The sequence below is a fragment of the Thermaurantimonas sp. genome, assembly GCF_046299575.1.
Classification (GTDB): Bacteria; Bacteroidota; Bacteroidia; order Flavobacteriales; family Schleiferiaceae; genus Thermaurantimonas.
In genome coordinates this window covers 35,278-58,360 of record NZ_JBKBHX010000009.1, presented here as the reverse complement: position 1 = coordinate 58,360, position 23,083 = coordinate 35,278, and the positions used below count along the sequence as shown (strand labels likewise).

Here is a 23,083-nt window from a genome sequence, read left to right as displayed (position 1 = left end):
TAAGGTGTATTACCTTTATCGAGAATCATAAAGGAATTTTAAAGAATGGAATACAGTAAATTAGGTAAATCAGGTCTGCCTGTGAGCAGACTTTCTTTCGGTACATGGATCACCTTCGGCAATCAAATTGGTTACGACACTGCCAGAGAGCTCATGGTAATTGCTTATGATGCCGGAGTTAATTTCTTCGACAATGCAGAAGTATACGCCCATGGACGATCTGAAGAGGTAATGGGTCGCATTTTGAAGGAAACTGGCTGGTCAAGAGACACCTACACCATATCGAGCAAGGTCTTTTTTGGGGCAGGGGGGAAGCAGCCCACCCAGCGAGGCCTGCACCGCAAGCACATCCGCGAGGCCTGTGATGCTGCCTTGAGGCGGCTGCAAGTGGATTACTTAGATCTCTACTTCTGTCATCGACCTGATAAATCAACGCCCATCGAAGAGACTGTCTGGAGTATGCACCAGCTCATCATGGCAGGAAAAGTACTCTATTGGGGCACCAGCGAATGGAGTGCTCAAGAAATCATGGAGGCGCACATGATCGCTGCCCGATACAATCTTATCGGCCCTGTGGTAGAGCAACCTCAATACAACATGTTTCATCGCCATAAGGTCGAAGTCGAATTTGCGCAGATTTATAAAACTGTAGGCTTAGGACTCACTATTTGGTCGCCTCTGGCCAGTGGCTTGCTAACCGGAAAATACAATAATGGAATATCAGACGATTATCGACTCAAACGCGATGAACTCGCCTGGCTTGCCGAGCGAAATCTGGTTGAGGAAAATCTGAAAAAAGTAGCTCAGTTAATGGAATTTGCCAAAGAAATCGGCACCGATGTAACAAGGCTGGCCATCGCGTGGTGTTTGAAAAATCAGAATGTAAGCACCGTGCTTTTGGGGGCCAGTAAGCCCGGGCAACTTAAGCACAACTTAACAGCCCTTGAAGTTGTGCCCCTGCTAACTGGCGAAGTGTTGGATCGCATTGAAACTATACTGAACAACAAGCCTCAGCATCCACCCTTCTGATGATCGGCAATGAGTTTTTTACGTTCGATAGCTAATCAAATTTTTCAAGAGCATAAAAATCACCTGCACGACGTCGCTGTGGTATTGCCTTCACAGCGGTCGTGCATATTCTTTTTAAAGTATTTAGCTGATTGTTCAGAATCGGTCAGCTTAGCCCCTGATGTACTTACGATGGACCAGTTCATGACACGTATTGCCCAACAAGAGCCTACGGAATACTCAAAATTGCTGCTCGCCTTAATAGAGGTTGCTCGTAAACAAATACCTGAGCGCTGCGGCACACTGAGTGAGTTCCTGTCGTGGGGACCCATCATACTCAACGATTTCAATGCACTGGACGAACAACTGATTGAACCCAAATCGATACTTACTAATACAGCTCGTGCCAAATTACTTGAGCAGTGGCAGCTGCAAAAAGATCGGGAAAAAGGCGAAATCGAGAAAAAATTTGAAAAATTTTACGAATCACTTCCTGAGCTTTACAATGAATTCCTAGTTCAACTTAAACAGAAAAAATACAGCTCTCGAGGCCTTGTGTATAGAAGGGCAGCTGAGAATGTAGGTAAATACCCTTTACCGGGCCACAAGGTGTACTTTATCGGTTTTAATGCACTTACAAAAGCTGAATTTGAGGTGATAAATACTTTGGCACTATCGGGAAAGGCTGAATTTATTTGCGATTATGACGAATATTACTGTACCCATTTTCAAAATCATGAAGCCGGTACATTTTACCGAAAATGGCGAGAAATGGACCTTCTGTCACAAAAAAGTAGGTTCACAAATGACCTTTTGACACAGCAAAAAAGAATTACTCACCACCGCGTGGCTGGTCGAATACAACAAACACAAATTATCGCTCAAGTGATAGAGCAACTCAAAGAATACGGCAATGCAGATTTTAAGCGCGTAGCCGTTGTACTGCCCGATGAAAACATGCTCTTTCCCATACTGCATAATCTGCCGGTAGTGCCTGATGGCATCAATGTGACCATGCAACTTCCATTAGAACAGCTACCGGTTTATCAATGGATAATATCCTTCATTAAATCAGTGGAATATGCGAGCCGCAGTGAATCGTGGGGTACATATTATCATCGACAGCTGAAAGAAATATTATCAAATGCCTTAGCATATTCCTTTTTTGATCCTGAACGCATAAAAAAACTTTTACAAGAAATCATCAACTACAATTTAATTTTTGTCGATTACAAAAAGATTAACCAAATCCTTTTCGATAGCGATCATTTTCTCTTTACACCCGCAAAAACACCACAACAACTCATCGATGCGACACAAGCGCTACTCGAATTGGGGATAAGAAAATCGCCCGAGCGTGATATACTCGAAAAAGAGCAGTTGTACATGATGCGCGAAGTGCTTGCCGAACTGAAAGATGTAACGGCTGCTTGGCCTGACGACTTTTTAAAGCTCCAAGATTTGGTGCTTTTCGTAGAGGATATTGCTCGAAACTACGGCATTAATTTACGCGGAGAGCCTATTCAAGGTCTCCAAATCATGGGAATGCTTGAAACGCGATTGCTCGATTTCGATACAGTCATCATCCTCTCGGCCAACGATGGTATTTTGCCAAAATCTACATTTCATCAGTCAATCATACCCTACGATATTGCTGTAGCTCACGGATTGCCGGAGCATCGCCATCAGTTGGCTATTTATTCCTATCACTTCTATCAACTGATTAGAAATGCCAAAGAGATTCATCTGATCTCCTACGCACCAGCCATTGGAAACGAAGAAGCAATACCATCCCGTTTCATTTTTCAAATCGAATGGGAGCTTGCTGCTGAAAATAAAAATGTTCAATTCAACTACATTTCACATACCCTTACTCCGAAAATTGACAAGTACTCGTTAGAATTTCATCTAAAAAAAGATGAAGCCTTTGCACGTGATTTGTCAGAAAGGCTCAAATCAAAAGGAATTTCTCCAACACATTTGGCTAATTATATAGAGCGTCCAAGGGATTTCTACACTAAGTACATGCTCGGCATTCAGGATGTAGATGAAGAGGTAACAGAGCAGGCCGACGCCCGAATCAAAGGTGTCGCTGTACACAATACATTGAAGCGCCTGTATGAACCCTTTCTAAATTCCACATTCCCGAGTGTTGAAGCATTAAAAGCTTTAGAAGCCCAAGTGGACCAGATACTCGATGAAGAACTTCACCGTGAGCTACCTAATGCTGATTGGAATACAGGCAGAAATTTTCTCGAAAAATTTCTCATCAAACAAATGATTTTAAATCAATTACAAATTGATAACAACAGACTTAACGATCATCCTCGAAACACAAGGAGTCTATCCATTGTGCATTTAGAAAAATCATTTGAAACTACTTTAAACGTGCCAAACCTTGGTGAAATAAAATTGTACGGAACTTTAGATCGACTCGAAAGAGACGGCAATCACTTTCACATTATTGATTATAAAACCGGATCGACTACCCAAAGCAAACATTTTGATCTTGAAAACATTGACTTTTTTGACAAAAAAAAGCGATTAAAAGCAGGGAAGCCACTTCAACTCTTGTGTTACATGTTGATGGTAGCTGATTCTTTAGGTAAAGAAGGAAGTACTTACTCGGCTGCACTCCATTTTATAAAATACAAGAAAGAGCAAGAGAAATTTTTGTTTAAAGCAAAAACCAAAGGACGGTATTCTTTGGACGATTTAGACAGTTTTACTTTTAATTCTGAAGATTTAGAGACCTACCGAGCCATCGTCATTGGTTTGATAGAAGAAATGCTCGACATCCACACCATTGAAAATCAATATCTAAGTGAAATTCAAGAATTTAATAATTGATTTTAATTATCAAAAAATAAATTCAATTTAAATATGCAATATTTTCAACCTGCTATTTTTGCGCAAAAAGAGAAAACATGGCCGTAATCTTAGCTAATGATCAATCGTTTAAACAATTACTTTCTGAAAACGAAAAAGTAGTCGTTAAATACTTCGCGGATTGGTGTGGCGCGTGCAAGATGTTTGCCCCAAAATATCGCCGTGTGAGCGACGAGGAAAAGTATAAGGATATTGTATTCCTGGATGTAAATGCAGAAGAAAACCCCGATGCTCGCCATGCAGCTGGTGTAGATAATTTGCCCTTTTTAGCTATTTTTAAAAATGGACAACTTATCGAGGGCAGTGCCTCTGGCAAAGAAGAATACTTGAGAAAACTACTTGAAAAACTTCAACAGGCATGAAAATACCAGCCATAAAAAAACTTTTACCCTATGATATTGAGGCTCTTCGAAAAGCCGAGCAAGACCTCTACGAAGAACGCACCCCAGATATAACCATCGATGGCGAAGACGAGGGCGAACAACTCACTCATGTATTAGCTGCCATCTGGATCAAAGAACAGATGCAGGCCGGAATGAGCGAAACCGAAGCCATCAGAGCATATACGCAGCGCGTGCGTAACTCCATAACATAGAAACTATGCCTGTGGTTAGACACAGGTTTGGCGATTTTTTACCGCCGGGTGTGCGATGGATCTTTTTGGGTACGTTCAACCCAGAAGCATCGTGCAACCCGGCTTCTTTCTATTACAGTCGCCCTCAGAATCACTTTTGGCGGCTTTTACCGGAAATTTTTGGAATGCCCTCGCTGAAAAATGCCCCGTCTGAGGAAAAAAAATTCTTTTCAGAACAATTGAATATAGGTTTTATTGACCTGATTCGATCGGTAATTGTACCCTCTGACTGCGAATGCAATTTTAAAGACGCCTATATCGATAACAAAGTAATAGAATGGAACAACGTAACCGAGCTTCTCAGTGATTTGAAAACAATTGATCAAGTGCTCTTTACGCGTAAAAGTTTTCATGATATTCCCAACATTCGAAAGCAAATTATTTCGATTCAGTCTTTTTGTGAGGAAAAAGGAATAAAGTTTTCACTCTTACCTACACCGGCGAGAATCTATTCAATTGAAAAACAAAGAATTTGGAATAAAGAATTTATTTGGAAAGACCAAAATTCAACATTAGCACAACGTCAAAATCACTATCTTTGATATTAAGCCCAATTTAAAATTCGAGATTTCCTCGTACAGATTTAATGACATTTACAAAAGTACCGGTGGTCGGCAAGATTCACCTTCGCACAAAAACAGTCGATCAACTTCTGAAGAAAAGCGATTCTTCAAAACATCCACCTCCGATGGCCTCTGTGAAGAAATTACAATTCCATCAGAAAGAAATTTTTTCCTGTATTCCATTGCCTTAATATGAGCCGATGGACCGGTTATTACATACATTTTCCATTCTGATGCGTGCATGAGGTACACATACCACCAATGGTAATAGGCCTCCGGATGCTCGGCAGCTCGCTGTTGTAGGGCATTGATCATGGCCATCGATCGTTCGGTGTACTCTGGTTTTCCAAGAAAATGACCCATCAACATCAGATTTTCAGCCATAATGGCATTTGACGATGGAATGACGTTGTCTTCCGTTTCCACTGCCCGCTGAAATAGCAAACTATCATGTGCCGGCGTATTGGAAAAGAGAATTCTGTCCCGGGTTTCATGGGCTTCAAAAACTTGTTTTAAACACTTTTCAGCCCTTTCTAGATACCTTTCATCGCCTGTAGCGGCAAAGAGGCGGAGAGATGCCCGGATGTTCTGAGCGAGGTCATCGAGCAAACATCTCGATAGATATTGACCATTTTTATAGTAATGTGCATGTCGGTCGATTATTTTTTGAACAAAATCGGCCAAATCAATGGCTTTTTCAAGCCAACGACCTTCGCTAGTAGCTTCATAGGTGGATACTAAAGCACAAACGACCATCAGATTCCAGGAGGCAATCACTTTGTCATCTACACCCGGACGAGGTTTTTTAGCTCTTGTAGTATTTGCCCTTTTTATAAATTCATCGCGATAGAATTTAGCTTCGTTCAAGCTAAATTGGTGTTTTTCGGCATACGATTCAAGCGGTTCTCTCTGGTGCAGTACATAATGTCCTTCCCACTGTTCGCTGGGATACAGAGCATACACATCGCGTAGAAAATCAGCTGGTAGGCCCTCGAGTATTTTTTCTATCTCTTTTGGCGTAAAAGTGTAAGTTTTGCCTTCCTCGCCATCAGTATCGGCATCGAGAGCTGCGTAATAGCCTCCCTCTTTTTTACTCATTTCATTTTCTAACCAATTAAATGTTTTCTGAAGAACTTCTAAATACATTGGATTACTCGATTGTTTAAAGGCTTCAGCGTAGAGCTCCATGAGCAATGCATTGTCGTAAAGCATTTTTTCGAAGTGCGGAATTTTCCACTCCGCATCAGTCGAATAGCGGTAAAATCCGCCTGCAGTTTGGTCAAAGATGCCACGTCGAGCCATTTGTTGCAACGTAAGATGCACAAAATCAATAGCTTTTTTATTCTCAGCCCATACGCCAAGCCGAAGCACATCAAGCAATTGCATAGGCATCATAAACTTAGGAGCTCGGGTGGAGCCGCCTGTATCAAAATCGCGATGCTGTAAATACTTTTCGAGTGCCTTTTCAATTTCAGATCGCTCGGGTTTATGAAATCCTTTGAAATCGGGTGTACTGTGCAGAATGCTGATGCCTTGGCTCAATTTATCGGCATATTCCAGTAGCTGATTTGGATTATTCTTTTGTAATTCAGCTATTTGTTCTAGAGCACTCATCCAACTTTTCTTGGGTAGATATGTCACGCCCCAAACAGGCCGACCGTCAGGTAAGGCTACGATGTTCAGCGGCCAGCCTCCGCGGCCGGTCATCAGTTGAAGGGCATCCATGTAGATTTGATCAACATCCGGATGCTCTTCGCGATCCACTTTTATGGAGATGTAGTGTTTATTCATAAGGCGAGCTACCTCTCGGTCTTCAAAGCACTCGCGTTCCATAACATGGCACCAGTGGCAGGCTGAATATCCGATGCTGATGACCAACAATTTGTTTTGATTTCTTGCTGTATGAAATGCTTCTTCTCCCCAAGGATACCAATCCACCGGATTGTGTGCGTGCTGAAGTAGGTAAGGGCTGGCAGCGTTTTTAAGGCGATTCACTGACTTATCCGATTAATAATTGCGTCGAAAGATAGGTGTTTTTAGTCCTGTAAAACCCTTTATAGTTCTAATCTTTCATAGTTGTTAGCAATTCTCTGTTTTTAACAACTTCCCCCTTGCGATTGACCTTTTTTAATTAAATGGTTTAGAGAAAGGCTTAAGATTTAAATATGTTAAAATATTGTTTAAGTGTATAAAATACACTTTCTTTGTAGCAAAGTATTGATTTAATGAAAAAAGTATTACTTTCTGCGTTTACCTTTTGTACATTTTGGCTGCAAGCTCAGTTGAGGACCGTAACCTTCAGGGTTGATATGAGTCAGCAAACGGTTTCTTCAGCCGGAGTACATATAGCCGGGAGTTTTCAAAACTGGAATCCTGCCACCTCACAAATGTCAGCCGTAGGCAGTGGTGTGTACTCTTTTAGTACACAAATTGCACAGGGAACTGCCATTCAATACAAATTTATTAATGGAAATACGTGGGCAGGAGAGGAGCAAGTACCATCAGCATGCGGTGTATCTAATGGATTTGGAGGATTCAATCGATCGCTAACGGTTACACAAGACACAGTATTACCTATTGTTTGTTTTAGCTCCTGTACTACCTGCCAACCCTTGCCGCCTACCAAGCTTGTGACCTTTCGCGTAAACATGTCGAATGTTGCATCAGTCAGTCAGTTAGGTGTGCGAATTGCGGGTAGCTTCCAAGGCTGGAACCCAGCATCTACACCCATGACCAAGAGCGGAAGTATTTGGAGTTATACCGTAGCTCTACCTGTAGGGCAGACCGTGCAATACAAATTCATCAATGGAAATGCATGGGGACAAGATGAGACTGTGCCCGCGGCTTGTGGCATAGGCAATCCGGTAAATCGCTTCCTCACCGTACCAAATAACGATACGATACTTCCGGCTGTTTGTTTCGGAACATGTAATACAAATTGCCCCGTAATACCTCCAACTCCGAAAAAAGCTGTCACCTTTAGAGTGGATATGAGCCAGCAGACGGTGAGTCCGAATGGTGTATATGTGGCCGGGAATTTTCAAGGCTGGAATCCGGCCACTTCCCCAATGACTTTTGACACGGCTACCGGATTTTACGTGCGCTTAGATTCAGCAAACGTGGGCGATACAATTTTTTATAAATTCATCAACGGCAATGCATGGGGGCAGGATGAAACTGTACCAGCTGCTTGCGGCATAGGAGTACCCACGCCTAATCGTTGGTTTGTGATGCCAAATACAGATACTGTTCTGCCTGCAGTATGTTTTGGCATGTGTGGTCCTTGTCCTGTGCCTCAGCCGCGAAATGTCACTTTCAGAGTTGATATGAAAAATCAAACCATCTCACCAAATGGAGTTTATCTGGCCGGTAGTTTTAACAATTGGTCGCCTAAGGCTACGCCAATGACAGCCAACGGAACCATATACACAGCTACTGTAGTGATCAATGCCGGTTCGACTGTTCAGTATAAATTTTTGAACGATTCTACCTTCACAGGTGCTGAGGCTGTGCCCCCGGCCTGTGGAGTGAGCGATGGTTTTGGTGGATTCAATAGAGTTTTTACCGTTGCCAACGATACCATTTTACCAGCAGTTTGCTTTTCGATGTGCGATACATGTCCGGCACAGGTGCCTACTTCTAAGGTTACCATCTCAGTACTCACACATGGCATACAAGTGTCGCCCCAAGGAATGTTTGTAGCTGGTACATTCAACGGATGGAATTTTACACAACATCAAATGAGCCTGGTGAGTCCTAACAAGTATCGAATCACATTAGACCTACCAAAAGGCGAACAAATATTGTATCGATTTTCTACGACAAATAGCCCGGCTGGTCAAGAGCTTATCACCGGATCTTGTGGATTCCTTGGATCCAGAAATCTCACTGTCCCAACTTCAGACACTACACTGCCCGATGTGTGCTTTAATCGATGCGACTTGGTTTGTACATCATTTTCTATCGACGAAAATGCCTATTTCTCTCCGAAGGCTTCCTATCGCAATGGAGTTCTAAACTTATCTGGACTCCCTGCCGGAGGTGTGCCAACCACACTAAGAATAGTAGATGTGTCAGGTAAGTTGATTTATTCTATTGTTTTTCATTCATCCGGTGAGTTTACCTCACAAGTTGAGTTAGCTACAGGTGTTTATTTTATTCATATTTATGTAGATGGAATCAATAAAATACAAAAACTTCCAGTGGCTTATTACTAATTTTGATAAAAGATTCATAAAGAGCGGGGAGCAAGGAGCTTCCCGTTTTTTATTTAAATAAAAAAATTCAAAAATTAATTAATACAAATGCCAGTGTTAATAACTCAATTCTTCTCACCTCTGGCAGAATTGCGATAGTTCTTAAAATTGAGAGTTGATAGTTTAGGTTAATGTTATTTCAATAAATGTCTGAAAATCAAATAAAATATACCGAAGAGAACATCAAGACTCTCGAATGGAAGGAGCACATTCGTCTGCGGCCAGGCATGTACATCGGCAAGCTTGGCGATGGAAGCTCGCCTGACGACGGGATTTACATATTGCTTAAAGAAATCATCGACAACTCCATCGATGAATTTGTGATGGGAGCGGGTAAGACCATAGAAGTTACTATAAATGACCGCACTGTGACGGTGCGCGACTATGGCCGCGGCATACCCCTTGGCAAAACAGTGGATGTAGTAAGCAAGATCAATACCGGCGCTAAATACGATAGTCAAGCTTTTAAAAAATCAGTTGGTCTGAATGGTGTGGGCGCAAAAGCTGTAAATGCACTTTCTTCGTACTTCAAAGTACAAAGCATTCGCGATGGCAAAACAAAATGGGCTGAATTTGAACGAGGTAATTTAAAATTTGAATCCGACATTGAAGATACAACTCTCAGAAGAGGTACCCGTATCATTTTCACTCCGGACGATACGATTTTCAAAAACTTCAAATTTGTCGATGAGTACGTAGAGAGAATGATGTGGAATTACGCCTACCTGAATGCCGGACTTACCATCATCTACAATGGACAAACCATTCGTAGTGAAAACGGACTCAAAGACTTACTAACCCATACGATTGACTCGCCCATCTTACACGAAATCATACATTTGAAAGGCGACGATATCGAAATAGCAATGACCCACAGCGAACGCTCGCAATCAGAAATTTATCATTCCTTCGTAAACGGCCAGCATACTACACAGGGTGGCACACATCAAGCGGCCCTTCGCGAAGCGATGATAAAAACCATTCGCGAGTTTTACAACAAAAATTTTGATACAGCAGATATCCGCCAGTCTGTAATTGCCGCAATCTCTCTAAAAGTAATCGAACCAGTCTTTGAATCTCAAACAAAAACCAAGCTTGGCTCTACAGAAATGGGTCCAGGCTTGCCCAGCATCAGGGCGTATGTAAATGATTTTGTCAAAAAAGAACTCGACAATTATTTGCATAGAAACCCAGAAGTGGCTGACGCCATCTTGCGAAAAATCGTAGCTGCTGAAAAAGAGCGTAAAGAACTGGCCGGCATTCAGAAGTTGGCCCGCGAGCGAGCAAAAAAAGTCAGTTTGCACAACAAAAAGTTGCGCGATTGCCGCATTCACCTCACTGACGTAAAGGATGAGCGCTGCTTCGAATCAACTTTATTCATCACTGAGGGCGACTCCGCCTCAGGCAGCATTACTAAAGCCCGCGATGTAAATACACAAGCTGTCTTCTCTCTTAAAGGTAAACCCCTCAACTGCTATGGCCTGACTAAAAAAGTGGTGTATGAAAACGAAGAATTTAACCTGCTTCAAGCCGCCCTTGACATCGAAGAGTCGATTGAGAATCTTCGCTATAATCGCGTAGTGATCGCCACTGATGCCGATGTGGATGGCATGCACATCCGATTGCTGCTCATCACCTTCTTTTTGCAATTCTTTCCTGAATTGGTTCGCGAAAATCACCTCTACATTTTGCAAACACCCCTATTTAGAGTACGAACCAGAAAGGAAACCATCTACTGCTACAGCGAAGAGGAAAAATATGAAGCTCTTAGAAAGCTTGGAAACAAGGCTGAAATCACCCGATTTAAGGGACTTGGGGAGATTAGTCCCGATGAATTTCGCCATTTCATTGGCAAAGATATACGCTTAGAGCCAGTACTCATTGGTAAAGACCAAACCATCGACCAAATACTCGAATTTTACATGGGTAAGAATACCCCGGCTCGTCAAGAGTTTATCATTGGCAATCTAAAAATTGAAAAGGGCGAAAATCCCCTTGATTTGAATGACCATCAGCCCGCCGAACTCATCGAAGAGCAGCTATGAATCTATATCCGCGCATAGTATACATGGGCACGCCTTATTTTGCTGTGCCAGGTTTGAAAAAACTAGTGGAAAACAACTATCATGTAGTAGCTGTAGTCACCACACCCGACAAACCCGCCGGACGCGGACTTAAATTGCAATCTAGTGCAGTAAAGCAAGCGGCTATTGAACTCGGAATACCTGTCTTGGAGCCTCAAAACTTGAAATCAGACGATTTTTTTGAGTGTCTAAAATCTTTTAAACCAGATATTCAAATAGTAGTAGCCTTTAAAAAATTACCCGATAGAGTTTGGCAACTTCCACCTCTTGGCACATTTAATCTCCACGCATCCTTGCTCCCTCAGTACAGAGGTGCTGCACCCATCAACTGGGCAATCATCAATGGAGAGCAAGAAACGGGTCTAACCACCTTCTTTATTAACGACAAAATAGACGAAGGAAACCTTTTGCTCCAAACCAAAATACCCATTACACCCGAAATGACGGCTGGTGAACTACACGATATCATGCTTGAGCCAGGCGCTGAACTGATACTGAGAACTTTGGAAGGAATACTTAAAAAATCCATTATTCCTAAAAAACAAGAAGATCAGGAAAATCTTAAATCAGCACCTAAGATTTTTAAAGAGAACTGCCTGATTGACTGGACTAAAAGTGCTACAGAGGTTCATAATTTTGTCAGAGGTCTGAGCCCGAGTCCGGGAGCATATACGATCTTAGAAATTCAAAATAAACCAACTATTGTAAAAATTTTAAAAACAAAAATTCTCGAAAACTCCATCAAAATTCCTCCTAAAATACTACATGTCGAAAATAAAAAACAGCTCATCGCAGGGTGTGCAGATGGGGCTCTCAGCATTGAAAAACTAATGCCCGAAGGAAAAAAAGAAATGACTGCAACTGAATTTTTAAATGGTATTTTGAATAAAACAAATCTGTTAAAGATTAACAGTTAAACGTTAAAAATTTACCTCAAATTTTTTTCTCAATCTCTTGTATAATTTCATCTTTCAGCTACTTTTGTCGTTGTAAAGAAAAAATTAACATAAAATTTACTATTATGAACAAGACAGAATTCATCGATGCCGTAGCATCAAAGGCAGGAATGAGCAAGGCTAGCGCCAAAGCTGCAGTTGATGCTTTCATTAGTACTGTAAATGAGGTACTTAAGAATGGAGACAAAGTGATCCTCACAGGTTTTGGTACTTTTTCAGTGGCTGAAAGATCAGCTCGCGAAGGAAGAAACCCTTCTAATGGCCAGACCATTAGCATTCCTGCAAAGAAAGTTGCTAAGTTTAAACCAGGTAAAGAGCTTGCTGATAGCATTTCATAAGAAGAACAACTTTTATCAGCAACTCTACTCGGAAAAGATTCTACCGGCCCTCGAGTGGCCGGTTTTTTATTCATCAATTATACCAAGTCGGTTCATAATCTCAGGATTGATAAAGAGATAAGAGTGAAATTTCAGATCTTTTGAACTAAACAAGTAAATGTCATTAACACAAATTGGCAAATAACCTGTATCTTCTAAATCTTTAATGCAAAAACACTTGTCCTTAGTATTCCAAAGTATTACTCCCATGCGCTCTATCCCTACATCAATGCGAAATTCCACGATATCGAGCTCATATAAGTGCTGATTGTTTCGGTCTTTTAAGCCAGAGTATTCATCTATTTGCTTGTAGTACAGTTGATGACCCGACCACCATAGACCATTGCGCGAATAGAATTCATACGATTCACTCATCACGCGCTTATAACCTACGATTTTATCGTCTATTCTTAGCCGATATCGCTTTTCTTCAAACATGCTATTTTAACGGAAATGAGATTAAAATGTTTTTGATCAAAAATTCAAAGCACAATGTATCATGCCGTTGGCAGTGGGTGTCAGTTGTATAGAATGGTTGGAGCGTCTGGTTTGAAGATGAATTTTTGGTATGAAGTAACCAATTGACCATCCTAATACTGCCCCTGTCATTACGTCGGTTAGATGATGTACTCCTGAGTAATATCTCAAAAATCCAGAAATAACAGCTGACGTATATGTGCTATACATTAAAAAGGTAGCCCATAAACTTTGCTGTTTAAAAACTTCCTGGCAGGAGTGTACAAATCCTGCAGCAGCGAAGGCCATTGCCGTATGTCCGGAAGGGAAGGCATTCAAACTCTCGATGCCCTTATATCTCATAATGTCATATTCATCGGTGTACATTTCAGGTCTTGGCCTTCGAGTAAGAGCTTTCAGTGTTTGAACAACCAGTAAGGTAGTGGTGTAAGTCTCAATGCCCATGACTGCCATTGTCGATAGATGGGAGAATGATTTCGAATAGGTCGCCAACAAAACAGGTAAAGTGATGGTAGTCAGCATTGCATAATGACTTACGCGCTCTGTAGTGGAATTATATGTTCTGAAACTAATTCTATCGAGATAAAACAATCGTTCTCGATCAAGTTGTAAAATTTCATCCGCTTTGGGTACACTTAAATGAGCTTTTATAGCTCTATTTGTGCCGACTAATACTAGATTCCCAACTGTTAGGGATATATCTAAAGAATATGACAGCCGATATGGAAAGGTTGAACGTTGAGTGAACGCAGTAAAAGGCAGCAAAAGGATCAATAAAAAATAAATTTTATAACTTCTCATTTTCAAGCTGTTTAGCTGCATCATCGAGTTTTTGGTACCACTCCTCTCCGTATTTTCTGATGATGGCATTTTTTAAAAAAGCATACACTGGTACCTTTAGTTGAGCACCCAATTCACAAGCCGGACTGCAGATTTCCCAGCGATGAAAGTTCACTGCTTCAAAAGTTTTGTATTTTGTAATTCGGATAGGATATAAATGACAGGAAATTGGTTTTTGGAAAGCAGTTGCCCCAGCTTTCCAAGCCAATTCAATACCGCATTTAGCTGTTCCATCAGCGTCAAAAACGACATAGGCACATTCTTTCCCATCCACAAGAGGAGTTACAGGTTCACCATCACGTGGGTCTTTCAACCAGATACCTTGTTCTTCTATGGCTCGTATGCCCTCAGGCCTTAAAAATGGTTTAATATTCTTGAATTCTTTCTCCAGAATCCGAGTTTCTTCCTCCTCTAAAGGTGCACCAGCATCGCCTTGCACGCAACAAGCACCTTTGCATCTCGACAAATTACATACAAATTCTTTGGCCATTACATCTTCAGCCACTACTGCACCGTCAATTTCTACCGCAAACACAAGCAAGAATTTATGTTACAAAGTAACTGTATAACTCCTCAGGAAAAAATTTACACTTTAAGAAGTATTACCAGTGACCTTGTAAAAAGTAAAAAGACACATTTACATCTTACTTTTGACGCAAATCAAAGCCTCAATAATCTACCTGCTCAGATGTGTGCCCATCACCACCACACCTTTACCATTGATATTCATACACATATATTACCCGAACATTTACCTGACTTCAAGAAAAAATTTGGTTACGGAGGATTCATTTTTCTCGAGCATCACGCTCCCTGCCGTGCACGCATGATGCAAGATGGTCGATTCTTCCGCGAAATAGAAGACAACTGCTGGGATGCAAATACTCGCTTACGCGAATGCGGTATGCACCATGTAGATGTGCAAGTGCTCAGCACAGTGCCTGTCATGTTCAGCTATTGGGCTAAACCAGAGCACACCCTTTACATTTCCAAGTTTTTAAACGACCACATAGCAGAGGTCGTGCATCGCTATCCCAAGCGATTTGTAGGGCTTGGCACTGTTCCTCTGCAAGACACAGAATTAGCAATCGGTGAATTAGAACGCTGTAAATCCATAGGTTTAGCCGGAGTGGAAATTGGCACGCACGTAAACGATCTTAATCTCGATGCACCTCAGTTGTTTCCCTTCTTCGAAGCATGTCAAGACCTGGGAATGGCAGTCTTTGTTCACCCTTGGGATATGATGGGCAAAGAAAAAATGCCTAAATACTGGCTTCCCTGGCTCGTAGGAATGCCAGCCGAAAGTTCTTTGGCCATTTGCTCGTTGATTTTTGGGGGAGTATTTGAGCGGCTGCCGGATTTGCGGGTAGCTGTGGCACACGGTGGAGGGTCATTTGCAGCCACTTTTGGCAGAATCGCTCACGGATTCGACGTCAGACCCGACCTCTGTGCCATCGACAATCCGTATCATCCGAGTAGATATTTGGGTAAATTTTGGGTTGATAGCTTAGTGCACGATATCAACATGCTCGATTTCATCATACGCATGTTTGGTGCTGACCGTGTTGCTCTTGGCACAGATTATCCTTTTCCTTTAGGCGAGTTAAACCCCGGTGAACTAATTCATCAATACACTGATGACGAAGAATTGAAGGCTAAGTTGCTTCACGGAGCAGCCCTGCAATGGCTCAACTTGGATAAATCGCTCTTTCTGGCTGATTAAAACCGTATTAATATTTGATTCTTCTCTACTGCATCGCCTTGTTTTACTAAAATAGCAGTCACCGTGCCTTCAGCTGAGGCCTTAATGACGTTTTCCATTTTCATAGCCTCCAGCGCAAGTAGGGGAGTACCTTTTGTAACCGCTTGTCCTTCATCGACTAATATACGCCTAACGAGTCCGGGCATTGGAGCTTTCAACTCACTGACTTTCGTCGATGCGTTTCCGCCCAGTCCCATTTGCTTCATTATGAGCTCTTGATCGCTTGTAATTTCGAGTTCAATGACCTTTCCATTGATTATAAGTTTGGCTGAACCGCTTTCAGGTATCTGAAAGGGTTTTATTACTTTGAACTTGCGACCTTTATAGTGCAGAATGTATTCATATTCAGTTAAGCGCTTCAACTCGATCTCGTAAGGCTCCCCATTAATTTCGCCTTTCAATCGGTTGTTTTTTCTCGGCTTTACGTCTAAAACCTGATCTTCGTATTTTATTTGCATATCCAGCGTATGGAAGTTCAGCCAAAAGTAAACATAAACTCAGTGTTTAGAATTCTACTAACCTATTTTTTAATTCTTTTGATACATGGAAAAGCAATATCTCAATCAATTGAAAATCATCATATTGAAGTCAATCTTCATGTAGATTTTACAAAAAATGTAGCTAAAATTTCCTATTTACTCACACCTCCACCAGGAAATTACACTGCGGAATATTTGATAGAAGTCCCAACTCAATCAATACAACATTTTAAAAAGTACGTTTTAAAACCACTGGATGAAACAGCTTATCAGTACGATGGAAAAAGGCTTATTTTTCAACACAGCAATAAAAAATTTTTAAAATATTATTTCGATGTTGAAATTCCTCTATCTGACCTACAAAATGATTTGATAATAACGGAGGCTAAAAATATATTGGTATTTCAATTTAATGAACAAACTTTCAAAAGATTAATTCCAAAACCTTTCAAGAAAAACTACCTAGTTTCACTATCTATTTGCAGCACAGTCAATTTTAAAGTAAATGGCTCAAAATTTCACAGCTTTTCCGATAGAAAATCGAATACTCAATGTGTCTTTTCAAGATCTTTGACTCAAGATGATTTACAAAGGATAAATATTGCATTTGAAAGACCAGTAGTTATCGCCTCTTCGATAGAAAATCAAACATTGAAACCGTCAATTCAACCCCCTTCATCTGTTATAATTAACCAAAAAACAGAACCAACAATTCAGTCCACAGATACAGATAATCAGCAGCTGGCAGCAGCAGAAAAACAATCACAACCATCGATAATTAACGAACCAAAAGTCACATCGAGTTTGGCCCAAACAACTTTATCAAAATCAAATGCTTGTTTCACATTTATACCATATTTTAATAATTGCGGGGTTGATTCAACAGTATTTCCCAGTATTTTTTACATACCAAAGAATCGGAATTATTTCCTGATGCCACAAAGAATTTCAAATGAACACATGTGTCTTCAAGTAGCATTGATGCAATGTTTTAAAAATTCTGAAATTTTTGATGTACTCAATGCCTTTGAATTGGTAAAAGAAATAGTAAAAACATCATATCAAAGTACACATGCATTAATGCTGAGAAACATTGTTGATAATCATGTGAAAAACAACAATTACACAAATAATCGACGACTATATTATATACTTTTGTTCTACAATATGTATCACTATAATGGATTTGATGTATTAAAAGAAGTAATAGATGAATTTATTACAAACTATGCTCAAAAACAAATATATGAAATACTCCAAAGTAAAAACATTCAAATAGATATCAATCGAATTCATTTTAATAGACCTATTACCAATAAGTTTTTTATAACTTATGAGATAAAAATGTCATCCAATCCAAATGTCTTTAAAATTCAAATTTTAGATGAAAATCTATTAATAAAAAAAGGTACTTTTCTCCGATGGATTGCCTATATGAAAGATCAAAAAATAGATACTATAATTACTCCTACTACAGGTGAAAAAGTCATGATTTTCGATATATCAACACCCTCAGATATTCTCTTTTTGTACCCGCAGTGGGAAGAACATATATTGATACCAACTCATGAAATACGGCCTGAATACCAGGCACTGCTCGAGCTCAACTATGGATATACTCCTTTAAATCGATACAGAGCCTTCCGTACTATGATTGCAACCGGCAATCCCAACTTACTCGCAACAGCTGTATCACTCGCATTAGACGATTCTCTCCCAGAAATCCGCAACTTCGGATTTGAACGTCTCGACGAAGTACCAGATTTTCAAATCAGAAAGGTAAAAGACGGAATACTTTTGGGAATAGCACAGACCGATGCCTATACACGGCCCATTGCCTATCGCAATGCAGAGCGTTTCAAACTACCGGTAAAAAGACCTGCTATCAGTGATCAAAAAGAACAGGATTTATACGCTGATCTTTTGGTTATGCAGCAATTCGAAGGTCTTAAGGCCACAGAAATGGCGTTAGAAAGTTTTATAGAAGGCAACACAGATCCTGGTCTCATTTGGTTTTTAGCTGAAGCAGGTGAAAGAGAGATACTCGACCTACTCCTTACCTTCGAAAGTGGTATACCTTTTGGCGATGCATTTGAAAGAATTAGTATTGTTTATCAGGCACTTGTGTTTAATTCCAAAAAAGAACAAAACCGTTTGGGTCTAATGAATAAGGAATACATCTTAACGAAATTATTAAATGCAGGTATGAATACATCAGAAATTGAAATTTTGTGGAAAAATCTCGAAGCAAACATCCAACTTTTTAAAGCATCTTTCACCAATTAAACGATGAACTTTTTAGTTTTTTGTAAATTGTTTTAATTGCTTGTAATTAATATATGGATATTTTGATTCGAATCAGCCAATTTTTGTTAAGCCTTTCCATTTTAATTATTTTACATGAGTTAGGGCACTTTATCCCAGCAAAACTTTTTAAAACCCGCGTCGAAAAGTTTTATCTCTTTTTCAATCCTTGGTTTTCTCTTTTTAAGAAAAAGATCGGAGAAACTGAATATGGCATAGGATGGCTTCCGCTAGGCGGATATGTGAAAATATCTGGAATGATTGACGAAAGCATGGACACCGAACAGATGAAACAACCTCCTCAGCCCTACGAATTTCGCTCAAAACCGGCCTGGCAAAGGTTAATCATTATGGTAGGAGGTGTCACCGTCAATGTGCTTTTGGCAATAGTCATCTACATAGGCATGCTGATGTACTACGGCGAAGAATACATCCCTACCCAGAATGTAAAATACGGAATTGTAACTGACAGTGTAGGAACTGCCTTAGGATTTAAGAATGGCGATAAAATCCTATCCGTCAATGGAAAATATCCCGAACGCTTCCATCAGATTCCTTTAGAAATATTGCTTTCAGGTGGTGGCTATGTAGAGGTCGAGCGCGATGGAAAGCCTGTGCGAATTACCATTACGGAAGAAAAAATTTCAGACATCATTAAATCCAAAAGTACTCTTTTCGGGCTTCGATTTCCATATTACGTCGGTGGATTTGTAGAAGACAGTGAGGCAAAAAAAGCTGGACTTCTAGAAGGTGATCAATTGGTGGGCATTAATGACTTACAACTACAGTTTTTTGACCAATATTTGGAGGAAATTCCCAAACACAAAGGCGATACAATCACATTACGTGTTAACAGAGCAGGCAATATTGTCTCCATACCTGTATTTGTGCCAGAAAGTGGAAAAATAGGTGTGTTTGCTCAGAATCCCTCTCTGTTTTTTGAAACTAAAGTAATAAAATACGGATTTTTTGAAAGTATCGGTGCGGCATTTTCAAAAGCTGCAACCATGCTGAGTGACTACGTACGTCAGTTTAAAATCATTTTCAATCCAAAAACTGAAGCTTACAAAGAGGTCGGTGGATTTATAATGATTGCGAAGCAGTTTGACACCACATGGAACTGGGAGAAATTTTGGTCGTTCACAGCTTTTCTATCCATTATGCTGGCCTTTTTAAACATTTTGCCTATACCAGCTCTTGACGGTGGCCACGTGGTATTTCTGCTATGGGAAATACTTACCGGCAAACCAGCTTCGCAAAAGGTTTTGGAATATGCTCAGATCGCAGGATTTTTCATACTGTTAGGTCTTTTAATTCTAGCTAATTCAAATGATATTATCAAACTTTTTTAATTCCCAAATATCAATGTAAGCTTTGATTAAAATCATTTCATAGAATGAAAGAATCTTTTTCATTTGCTTCGTTTCCTGGAAGTGTGATGAAGGATAAAGAGCAGTTCATTAAAGATAATTTTAACAAACTTTTGCCTGAAGGTTCTCATATTCTTTTACAATATTTCATATCATCTGGTGATATAAAAATTTTCAAAATAGGTGAAGAGATTCTAAAAAAAGGCGAACCTTCCGATAAGTTTTATTGGTTGATCGAAGGAGGAGTAAAAAGCTATAGAAACGGCGAATTAATTCTTCATAAAAATGGTGATTTTTTAGGCATTTCAGCTGCCATTCAGGATATGCCAATTTTATACAATTATTCTTGCATTTCAGAATTATCGGTTTTACTCGAATTACCGACCAAAAAATTGCACGAGCTTATGACTCGTGAGCCACAAGCTGTTTTTCCAATAATGCAAGTCATTTTTAAAAAAGCTGAACTCACAGAGCAAAACGGCGTACAAATCATACAAGCGGACTCAGAGGGCAGGCTCCTACAAGTGCTTAAATATTTGATTTCCAAATATGGATTAACAGAAGACAACAGCATCCCAGTAGAATTAAACAGCGATGACCTTGCATTGCTCAGCGGATCGTCACGCACGTCTACTTACCGTTGGTTGAAAAATTTCGAAGAAAAAGGAATAATAAAAAGAAACGGAAATAAAATAAAACTGATTAATCAAAAGCTTTTTCAAAAACCATTGATTTAAAAAACTCTTCGAACAAATTATACATCTTTTTGAGGTATTGTGAATGTGAAGTGAAGTACTTTTGCATGTATGTATTCGAGCGATTCATTCCATTACCTCAAACGAGGAGTTTCAGCCAGCAAAGACGATGTACATGCAGCAATAAAAAATGTAGATAAGGGGCTATTTCCAAAAGCTTTTTGTAAAATAATTCCTGATTTACTTGCTGGCGACCCTGATTATTGCTTAGCTATGCATGCCGATGGCGCCGGCACAAAATCATCTCTGGCCTATGCCTACTGGCGCGAAACCTGCGATTTAAGCGTGTGGAAGGGGATAGCCATTGACGCCCTTGTGATGAACATCGATGATCTGCTTTGTATCGGCTCCATTGGTCCGTTTTTGATAAGTAGCACCATCGGCAGAAATAAACATCTTATTCCAGGTGAAGTCATTAAGACCATCATTGAGGCCAACGAAGAGTTTTGTCAGCTGTTAAACAATTTTGGAATTAAAGCTATTCTAACCGGCGGTGAAACGGCTGATGTCGGTGATTTGGTACGAACAATAATTGTAGATTCTACTGTAATCACCCGTTTAAAACGCAGCGATGTAATCGATAATTCCAGAATAAAAATCGGTGATGTAATCGTAGGCCTTGCATCTTATGGTCAAACGAGTTATGAAACTGTTTATAATTCAGGTATAGGCAGTAACGGCCTAACTGCTGCTCGCCACGATCTGTTTTCGAAGGAAGTCGCACATAAATATCCTGAAACCTTTGATCCTGGATTAGACCCTTCAGTAGTATATACCGGACCTTACACTCTCACCTCTCCACTGATCGGAACACCCTTAGATATGGGCAGAGCAGTACTGAGTCCTACTCGTACGTATGCACCTGTCGTAAAGCAAATTTTACATGAAGTGCGCGAAAGCATTCACGGCATGATACACTGTAGTGGAGGAGGTCAAACCAAAGTATTGCACTTTGCAGAAAATGTACATATTGTGAAGGACAATCTCTTCGGACTTCCTCCTTTATTTGCAGAGCTCCAGCGAGTGTCAGGCACTTCATGGCGCGAAATGTACACTATATATAATATGGGACATCGCATGGAAATTTACTGCGACCCTGAAGTAGCTGACAGAATTATCGAAATTTGCAAAACCTTTCACCTCGAAGCCCAAATCGTGGGTAGGATAGAACCACCATTAGAAGGTAAAAAGTTGACCATCAAAAGCAATTTCGGAACTTTTGAATATTAAATGTTTTTTGTAATGGATTCGCTTATTGAAAAAATTGAAGCGCTTGAACTAAAGTTTCAAGACATAGCTGACCAAATAGTACAGCCTCACATAATCGCCGATCAAAAAAAATATGTAGCCTTAAACCGAGAATATAAAGAGCTGGAAGCCATTGTTGAAAAGGGCAAACAGTTCAAAAATCTCTACAACTCATTACAAGAGGCAAAAGAAATTCTTAAAACTGAAAAGGATCCTGAGCTACGCGAAATCGCACTGGCTGAAATCGAAGAAGGTGAACCTCGATTGGAACAACTACGCGAGGAGATTCGACTTCTTCTGCTGCCTAAAGATCCTGAAGACGCTCGAGGATGTACAATGGAAATACGTGCCGGTACCGGTGGAGACGAAGCTGCCATTTTTGCTGGCGATTTGTTTCGCATGTACTCAAAGTATTGTGAAAAACGCGGATGGAAAGTAGAAGTACTCGATTACAACGAAGGTACCTCTGGCGGTTTTAAAGAAATCATCTTCAAGGTAAACGGCGAAGGTGCCTACGGCGTATTAAAATACGAATCAGGTGTGCATCGCGTGCAACGTGTGCCACAAACCGAAACTCAGGGTCGCGTGCACACTTCAGCTGCCACAGTTGCAGTGCTGCCTGAAGCTGATGAAATTTCCTTTGAGCTCAATCCAGCTGATGTAGAAATGCAAACAGCCCGATCAGGTGGGGCCGGCGGTCAGAACGTAAACAAGGTAGAAACCAAGGTAATGCTTACCCACAAGCCTACGGGTATAGTAGTTACCTGTCAGGTAGAGCGATCTCAACACGCCAATCGCGAACGTGCTATGCAGATGTTGCGCGATAAGCTATTTGAAATGGAATACACTAAGCGCATGGAAGAAGTAGCCTCAAAGCGTAAGACAATGGTAAGTACAGGTGACCGATCAGCTAAAATCAGAACATACAACTACCCTCAAAGCCGGGTGACAGATCATCGGATCGGTCTTACGGTTTATAATCTGGATGAAATCATGAACGGCGATTTATTCAAATTCTCAGAAGAACTCGAATTAGCAGAAAATGCTGAGCGCCTGAAAGAAAGTGCAGAAGTATAAACCT

20 protein-coding genes are annotated in these 23,083 nt (G+C 40.5%); 15 read left to right on the top strand and 5 right to left on the bottom strand.

What is annotated here, in order from left to right:
* Nucleotides 1-45: 45 nt before the first annotated feature.
* From ACK4EX_RS11330 to ACK4EX_RS11310, 5 genes are all read left to right on the top strand, one after another.
* Nucleotides 46-1,029, top strand: coding sequence for a potassium channel beta subunit family protein (locus ACK4EX_RS11330; RefSeq protein WP_409772883.1), 984 nt, complete (start codon nucleotides 46-48; stop codon nucleotides 1,027-1,029).
* A gap of 9 nt (nucleotides 1,030-1,038) precedes the next feature.
* The gene (locus ACK4EX_RS11325) at nucleotides 1,039-3,858 is read left to right on the top strand and encodes a PD-(D/E)XK nuclease family protein (protein ID WP_409772881.1); all 2,820 of its coding nucleotides are present in this window, start codon (nucleotides 1,039-1,041) and stop codon (nucleotides 3,856-3,858) included.
* 77 nt (nucleotides 3,859-3,935) lie between these two features.
* Nucleotides 3,936-4,259, top strand: a complete 324-nt coding sequence (locus tag ACK4EX_RS11320; RefSeq protein WP_409772879.1) for a thioredoxin family protein — start codon at nucleotides 3,936-3,938, stop codon at nucleotides 4,257-4,259.
* A complete protein-coding gene (locus ACK4EX_RS11315) occupies nucleotides 4,256-4,492 on the top strand; it encodes a DUF6952 family protein (protein WP_409772877.1) in 237 nt (78 codons plus the stop codon). The genes ACK4EX_RS11320 and ACK4EX_RS11315 overlap by 4 nt, the downstream gene beginning before the upstream one ends.
* 5 nt (nucleotides 4,493-4,497) lie before the next feature.
* Nucleotides 4,498-5,073 (top strand): hypothetical protein, encoded by a 576-nt coding sequence (locus ACK4EX_RS11310; RefSeq protein ID WP_409772874.1) that lies wholly within the window; start codon nucleotides 4,498-4,500, stop codon nucleotides 5,071-5,073.
* A 51-nt stretch (nucleotides 5,074-5,124) separates the two neighbouring features.
* On the opposite strand, the gene ACK4EX_RS11305 is transcribed toward ACK4EX_RS11310, so the two are convergent.
* Nucleotides 5,125-7,089 (bottom strand): thioredoxin domain-containing protein, encoded by a 1,965-nt coding sequence (locus tag ACK4EX_RS11305; RefSeq protein WP_409772872.1) that lies wholly within the window; start codon nucleotides 7,087-7,089, stop codon nucleotides 5,125-5,127.
* Nucleotides 7,090-7,319: 230 nt separating this feature from the next.
* Between ACK4EX_RS11305 and ACK4EX_RS11300 the strand changes: the two genes are divergently transcribed.
* From ACK4EX_RS11300 to ACK4EX_RS11285, 4 genes are all read left to right on the top strand, one after another.
* Nucleotides 7,320-9,311 (top strand): hypothetical protein, encoded by a 1,992-nt coding sequence (locus ACK4EX_RS11300; protein WP_409772870.1) that lies wholly within the window; start codon nucleotides 7,320-7,322, stop codon nucleotides 9,309-9,311.
* A 185-nt stretch (nucleotides 9,312-9,496) separates the two neighbouring features.
* A complete protein-coding gene (locus ACK4EX_RS11295; RefSeq protein WP_409772868.1) occupies nucleotides 9,497-11,395 on the top strand; it encodes a DNA topoisomerase IV subunit B in 1,899 nt (632 codons plus the stop codon).
* Entirely contained in the window at nucleotides 11,392-12,351 is a 960-nt protein-coding gene (gene fmt, locus ACK4EX_RS11290) for a methionyl-tRNA formyltransferase (RefSeq protein ID WP_409772865.1), read from the top strand. Before ACK4EX_RS11295 ends, fmt begins: the two co-directional genes overlap by 4 nt.
* 104 nt (nucleotides 12,352-12,455) lie before the next feature.
* Complete coding sequence (locus ACK4EX_RS11285) at nucleotides 12,456-12,728, top strand: HU family DNA-binding protein (RefSeq protein WP_409772863.1); 273 nt, start codon at nucleotides 12,456-12,458, stop codon at nucleotides 12,726-12,728.
* Nucleotides 12,729-12,794: 66 nt separating this feature from the next.
* On the opposite strand, the gene ACK4EX_RS11280 is transcribed toward ACK4EX_RS11285, so the two are convergent.
* The 3 genes from ACK4EX_RS11280 to ACK4EX_RS11270 are packed head-to-tail and all read right to left on the bottom strand — an operon-like array spanning nucleotide 12,795 to nucleotide 14,619.
* Nucleotides 12,795-13,205: a hypothetical protein gene (locus tag ACK4EX_RS11280; protein ID WP_409772861.1), complete on the bottom strand. Its 411-nt coding sequence runs from the start codon at nucleotides 13,203-13,205 to the stop codon at nucleotides 12,795-12,797.
* A 36-nt stretch (nucleotides 13,206-13,241) separates the two neighbouring features.
* Nucleotides 13,242-14,045 (bottom strand): phosphatase PAP2 family protein, encoded by an 804-nt coding sequence (locus tag ACK4EX_RS11275; protein WP_409772859.1) that lies wholly within the window; start codon nucleotides 14,043-14,045, stop codon nucleotides 13,242-13,244.
* Entirely contained in the window at nucleotides 14,032-14,619 is a 588-nt protein-coding gene (locus ACK4EX_RS11270; protein WP_409772857.1) for a DUF3109 family protein, read from the bottom strand. The genes ACK4EX_RS11275 and ACK4EX_RS11270 overlap by 14 nt, the downstream gene beginning before the upstream one ends.
* Nucleotides 14,620-14,631: 12 nt before the next feature.
* Here ACK4EX_RS11270 and ACK4EX_RS11265 point away from each other — a divergent pair, with 12 nt between their 5' ends.
* On the top strand, nucleotides 14,632-15,807 hold the full coding sequence (locus ACK4EX_RS11265; RefSeq protein ID WP_409772856.1) for an amidohydrolase family protein: 1,176 nt from the start codon (nucleotides 14,632-14,634) through the stop codon (nucleotides 15,805-15,807).
* Here the strand turns inward: ACK4EX_RS11265 and ACK4EX_RS11260 are convergent.
* On the bottom strand, nucleotides 15,804-16,304 hold the full coding sequence (locus ACK4EX_RS11260) for a biotin/lipoyl-containing protein (RefSeq protein ID WP_409772854.1): 501 nt from the start codon (nucleotides 16,302-16,304) through the stop codon (nucleotides 15,804-15,806). The two genes, ACK4EX_RS11265 and ACK4EX_RS11260, sit on opposite strands and share 4 nt — an antisense overlap.
* Nucleotides 16,305-17,258: 954 nt before the next feature.
* On the opposite strand from ACK4EX_RS11260, the gene ACK4EX_RS11255 reads away from it, so the two are divergent.
* The 5 genes from ACK4EX_RS11255 to prfA all read left to right on the top strand — a co-directional run bounded on the left by ACK4EX_RS11255 (nucleotide 17,259) and on the right by prfA (nucleotide 23,079).
* Nucleotides 17,259-18,611, top strand: coding sequence for a hypothetical protein (locus ACK4EX_RS11255; protein ID WP_409772852.1), 1,353 nt, complete (start codon nucleotides 17,259-17,261; stop codon nucleotides 18,609-18,611).
* Nucleotides 18,612-18,664: 53 nt separating this feature from the next.
* Entirely contained in the window at nucleotides 18,665-19,981 is a 1,317-nt protein-coding gene (gene rseP / locus ACK4EX_RS11250; RefSeq protein WP_409772850.1) for an RIP metalloprotease RseP, read from the top strand.
* Between the two features lie 44 nt (nucleotides 19,982-20,025).
* On the top strand, nucleotides 20,026-20,736 hold the full coding sequence (locus ACK4EX_RS11245; protein ID WP_409772847.1) for a Crp/Fnr family transcriptional regulator: 711 nt from the start codon (nucleotides 20,026-20,028) through the stop codon (nucleotides 20,734-20,736).
* A gap of 69 nt (nucleotides 20,737-20,805) precedes the next feature.
* Nucleotides 20,806-21,984 (top strand): AIR synthase-related protein, encoded by a 1,179-nt coding sequence (locus tag ACK4EX_RS11240; RefSeq protein WP_409772844.1) that lies wholly within the window; start codon nucleotides 20,806-20,808, stop codon nucleotides 21,982-21,984.
* A gap of 12 nt (nucleotides 21,985-21,996) precedes the next feature.
* A complete protein-coding gene (prfA, locus tag ACK4EX_RS11235) occupies nucleotides 21,997-23,079 on the top strand; it encodes a peptide chain release factor 1 (RefSeq protein WP_409772841.1) in 1,083 nt (360 codons plus the stop codon).
* Nucleotides 23,080-23,083: the final 4 nt, after the last annotated feature.